Origin of the sequence: Streptomyces triticirhizae (genome assembly GCF_003696235.1) — a bacterium.
GTDB lineage: Bacteria > Actinomycetota > Actinomycetes > Streptomycetales > Streptomycetaceae > Streptomyces > Streptomyces triticirhizae.
The window spans coordinates 1-4,835 of the sequence record NZ_RFFJ01000304.1 but is presented as its reverse complement, the minus strand read 5'-3'; the positions used below and the strand labels follow the sequence as shown (position 1 = coordinate 4,835).

The 4,835-nt window shown below is 72.3% G+C and carries 5 protein-coding genes; 1 reads left to right on the top strand and 4 read right to left on the bottom strand.

Annotated elements, in window-relative coordinates; genetic code table 11:
• The 4 genes from EBN88_RS28625 to EBN88_RS28610 all read right to left on the bottom strand — a co-directional run.
• Window positions 1-802 (bottom strand): DUF2637 domain-containing protein (locus EBN88_RS28625; protein WP_122399919.1); only part of this gene is annotated, 802 nt, incomplete at its 3' end.
• A 109-nt stretch (window positions 803-911) separates the two neighbouring features.
• Window positions 912-1,718 carry a DUF3558 domain-containing protein gene (locus EBN88_RS28620; protein ID WP_122399918.1) on the bottom strand — a complete coding sequence of 269 codons (807 nt, stop codon included), beginning with the start codon at window positions 1,716-1,718 and terminating at the stop codon, window positions 912-914.
• A gap of 106 nt (window positions 1,719-1,824) precedes the next feature.
• Window positions 1,825-2,598, bottom strand: a complete 774-nt coding sequence (locus EBN88_RS28615) for a hypothetical protein (RefSeq protein ID WP_147472888.1) — start codon at window positions 2,596-2,598, stop codon at window positions 1,825-1,827.
• A gap of 241 nt (window positions 2,599-2,839) precedes the next feature.
• A complete protein-coding gene (locus EBN88_RS28610; protein ID WP_122399916.1) occupies window positions 2,840-3,412 on the bottom strand; it encodes a hypothetical protein in 573 nt (190 codons plus the stop codon).
• 117 nt (window positions 3,413-3,529) lie between these two features.
• On the opposite strand from EBN88_RS28610, the gene hemL reads away from it, so the two are divergent.
• On the top strand, window positions 3,530-4,835 hold a 1,306-nt coding region (gene hemL, locus EBN88_RS28605; protein WP_122399920.1), incomplete at its 3' end, for a glutamate-1-semialdehyde 2,1-aminomutase.

The following is a 4,835-nucleotide window of genomic DNA, read 5'->3' as shown; positions in this document are numbered from 1 at the left end:
CGGGTTGCGCCAGGCGGCCCTCGCCGGGGTCCGGCGCCGCGCCCGGGATCTCCCCGAACGCGGCCGCGTCAGCCCGCCCGCGCTCCGGCAGCGTCCGCTGCCGTTCCATGGCGGGCCGGGGCCGCGCCGCCGCCAGCCCGGTGGCGGCGGTGTCCCGCAACGGCACGCCGTAGCGCGCGAGTTTGAGCGGCATCCTGGCCTCGACCGGCGCCCGGCGGCGCCACGCCCTGCCGTACTCGGCGCGCAACTGCGCCTGGTACACCAGCCGGTCCCGCTCCATCGCGATGACCTCCTGGTAGGAGCGCAGCTCCCACAGCTTCATCCGCCGCCACAGCCGGAAGGTCGGAACGGGCGAGAGGAACCACCGCCACATCCGCACGCCCTCCATGTGGCGGTCGGCCGTGATGTCCGCGACCCGACCGATGGCGTGCCGGGCCGCTTCGACCGTGATCACGAAGAGCACGGGAATGATCGCGTGCATCCCGACCCCGAGCGGATCGCCCCAGGCCGAGGCCCCGTTGAAGGCGATGGTCGCGGCGGTGAGCAGCCACGCGGACTGGCGCAGCAGCGGGAACGGGATGCGCAGCCAGGTCAGCAGCAGATCCAGGGCGAGGAGGACCACGATGCCCGCGTCCACCCCGATGGGAAAGAACGGCGCGAACTCCCCGAATCCCTTGCGCTCGGCGAGGTCCCGGACGGCGGCGTAGGAGCCGACGAACCCGATGGCGGCGATGATCACGGCCCCCGTCAACACGATGGCGACGAGAATCCGATGCGCGCGGGTGAGCTTGATCGCGGCCACTGCTGGTGCCTCTCCAGGAGTCGGCGGTAGGTCCCGGTCTCGGCCCCAGCCTGGCACACCCGCTAGGTCATGTACGCGCCGACCGCGTCAATCCCCCGTGACCTGCGGCTCAGTTGTCCCGCTCGGGCTCGACCCCCTCGGCGCCGTCGCCCGACTCGGACTGCGACTCCGGCTCGGCGTCCGCACCGGACTCGGACTCGCCACCCGCGTCGCCCTCGGCCGCCGCCTCCTCGCCCGCAGCGTCGAGCCTGGTCACGGCCTCCTGGGCGGTGCGGTCGGCCGCCTCCTTGATGTCGCCGGCCCCCGGCTGGTCGTCGCCCTCGAAGCCCGCCCCCGAGTAGTCGACGGTCAGCACCACATTGCCACTGCGAACGACCACCCGCTGCTGCGTGTAGTCCTGTTCCGTGTCGTCGGCCTCGCGGGTGACCTGGTACGCGATGGAGACCGCCTCGTCCCCGGTCTCCGGCAGCTCCTCGGCCTCGGGCTCACGGTTGGCCTCGTCGCCGGTGATCTCGTCGACCATCTGCTGGAGATACGCGGTGGCCCGCTCGTCCCCGCTGCCCACCGCGAGGTCGGAGTCGAAGCGGCGCAGCGAGACGGTCAGCGAGCGGAACTGGTACTCGTCGAGGCCGCTCCACAGGCAGGCCGCCGAGGTGGTGGTGTTGCTGGACTGGAGTTCCTCGCCGCTCGCCGGGTCGGCCTCAGGCACGACCGCATCGACGGTGTCGCCGCTCACCATCGCGCAGGCGTCGGGCAGTTCGGCGAACCTGACCGGCTCCGGCGTCGGCTCCTGCGACGGCTGGGAGTCGTCCGTCTCCGGCGCCGGGTCCGATGAGGAGCAGCCGGCGGCGAACAGCACGGGCACTGCGGCCAGGGCCGTCAGGCGGACGGCGAGTCGCGAGGCTTTACGGTCCATGTCTTCTTCGCTTCCGTTACCAGTCACTCGTTGCGTTGGGCCGTGGGTCCCTGCCACGTCACGGTACGCCCGGGGCGAGCCGGGAGGCCGAAAGGGCGCGGTGGCGTCAGCCGTCCAGGCCCTCGGCCAGCTGCCGGGCCACCGTCTCGGCGTGTGCCTGCGCCTGAGAGCTGTCGGGCGCCGGGTCCGGCCGGGTGGTCGAGACGCTGTACACCACGGTGACGATAACGTTCGCGTTGCGGAACGACAGCGTCACGTCCCGTCGATCTCCGGCATCGTCGCTGGTCAAACGGTCATCGATGAAAGCGACGTGACCAATCCCATCCAGTTCCCTGGCATCGCTCGTGGTGTCCCCCGACGCCGGGGAGACGCTCTGCTCCCCGTCCCCGCCCACGTCCCCCTCGCCGCCGTCGCCCGCGTCGCCGCCGCCGTCGTCCCCCGAGTCCTCCCCGGTGATGGTGACGCCCGCCTCGGCCGCGCGGGTCTCGAAGTCGCGCTCCGCCTGGTCGTCGTCGCTCACCTCGGGCTCGTAGGAGATGACCCGCAGGAAGTCGACGGTCAGCCGCTGGGTGTCGGAGCCGTCGACATGGCGCCAGTCGCAGCCGACGCGGCGGCCCGTGTCATAGGTGGCCAGCGGGTCGCCCGCGTAGACCTCGGGCTCGGCGTCGGGCAGCAACTCGGCCAGCGTCTCGGGGCGGACGGCGCCGCACGGTTCGGGGAGGCCCGAGTAACGGCCCTGCTGGACGGTGGTGTCGGTGTTCCCCGACGGGTCGATGCCGCCGGTGTTCTGGTCGCCGCCCAGGTCGCCCGTGCAGGCCACGGCTCCGAGTATCAGCGCCACCGGCAGCGCGCTCCGCGCCACCCTCGCCCAGCCTCGCACCCTGGCCTCCTCAGCGGACTCTTCGCGGCCGACCGACGGCAGCCGACCGACGTTGGCAGGGCACCATGTCTACCCCAGGCGACCGCCAAACGGGTAACGCGCGCGGCGGGGCCGGACGGCTCGCCTCAGGGCCGGGGTGCGCGGCGACGCCGGCCGGGCAACCAGAACGCCGACGGCAACGGCAACGCCGACGGCAACGTCAACGACAACGACAACGCGAACGGTGGCGAGGGGCGGGGGCTCAGGGCCAGACCAGGCAGTACGGCTGGTGGCCGGCCTCGTGGAGCCGCCGGGAGAAGTCCTGCCACTCGTTGAGCAACCGGTAGACGCCGAACGCGTCGTTGGGGCCGCTGCGGTCGGGCACCGTGGACCAGATGAACGCGGCCGCGCCGACCGTCTCGTCGCCGATGCCGCGCAGCGGGTCCACCACCGTGGTGGGCAACTTCACCACCGCGTAGTCGGGGTGGAGCACCACCAGCTCCAGCGGCGGCACCCGGTGCAGCGGTATCCCCTCGATGCCGGTGAGCACCATGGCGGCCATGGTCTCCGGCTTGATCCGGGTGAACATGCCCTGCCCCAACTCGTCGCCGCCCAGCTCCTCGGGGCGCATCGACAGGGGAACCCGCGCGGCGGTGGCGCCGTCGGGGGCGCCGAAGTACTTGTAGGTCACGGCCATCCGGCCGCCCCTGCCACGGAACTCCAACTCGCCGTTGTCCGTTCTGCGGCGGTGTCTGCCCCGGCGGGAGCGCGATCGGGGTGAGGGCTCGGGCCCGAGATCCCCGGTTCCCTCGCCGATTTCGCCACCGCGTTGCATGTCACCACCTGACTACTCGCGACCCCGCCGCACAAACCCGATCATCGTTCCAGACACCTCCCCCCTCAGGCGGCTGTGAAACGCCCTGACACCGAGCTGTGAGGGGCTGATGTCACCATGGACGGCGTGACCCGATCCATCGAAGCCCCAGTCTCGCAGACGCTCTACGACCGTGCGGCCAGTGTCACCCCGGGTGGCGTGAACTCTCCGGTGCGCGCTTTTGGCGCCGTGGGCGGAACGCCCCGGTTCATGGTGTCTGGTACCGGTCCCTATCTCATCGACGCGGATGGAAGGGAGTATGTCGATCTGGTGTGCTCCTGGGGACCGATGATCCTCGGCCATTCCCATCCGGTGGTGTTGGAGGCGGTGCGGGCCGCCGTCGAGCGGGGCACGTCGTTCGGCACGCCGACGCCGGGCGAGGTCGAGTTGGCCGAGGAGATCGTGGCGCGGATCGCCCCCGTCGAGCGGGTGCGGCTGGTCTCCTCCGGCACCGAGGCGACGATGTCGGCGATCCGGCTGGCGCGCGGCTTCACCGGCCGCGCCAAGGTGATCAAGTTCGCCGGCTGCTACCACGGCCATGTGGACGCCCTGTTGGCCTCGGCCGGCTCCGGCGTCGCGACGTTCGGGCTGCCCGACACCCCGGGCGTCACCGGCGCGCAGGCCGGCGAGACGCTGGTGCTGCCGTACAACGATCTGGCCGCCGTGGCCGAGGCGTTCGAGGCACACCCGGGCGAGATCGCGTGCGTGATCACCGAGGCGGTGCCGGGGAACATGGGCGTCGTCCCGCCGCTGCCCGGCTTCAACGCGGGCCTGGCCGACCTGTGTCGGCGGCACGGCGCGCTGCTGATCTCGGACGAGGTGATGACGGGCTTCCGGATCAGCCGCCAGGGCTGGTACGGCGTCGAGGGCGTCGAGGCCGACCTGTTGACCTTCGGCAAGGTGATGGGCGGCGGCTTCCCGGCGGCGGCCTTCGGCGGACGGGCCGATGTGATGGACAAGTTGGCGCCGTCGGGGCCGGTCTACCAGGCGGGCACCCTCTCCGGGAACCCGGTGGCCACGGCCGCGGGGCTGGCCCAGCTGCGGCTGCTGGACGAGGCGGCCTACGCGCGGCTCGACGCCACCTCGGCGCGGCTGCGCGAGCTGGCGGCCGAGGCGTTGACGAAGGAGGGCGTGGCGCACCGGGTGAGCGCGGCGGGGAACATGTTCTCCGTGTTCTTCACGGACGCTGAGGTGACGGACTTCGCCACCGCCAAGTCCCAGGCGACGTACCGCTACACCGCGTTCTTCCACGCGATGCTGGAGCGCGGGGTCTACCTGCCGCCGTCCGCGTTCGAGGCGTGGTTCGTCTCCACGGCGCACGACGAGGCGGCGCTGGAGCGGATCGCCGAGGCGCTGCCGGCGGCGGCCCGGGCGGGGGCGGCCG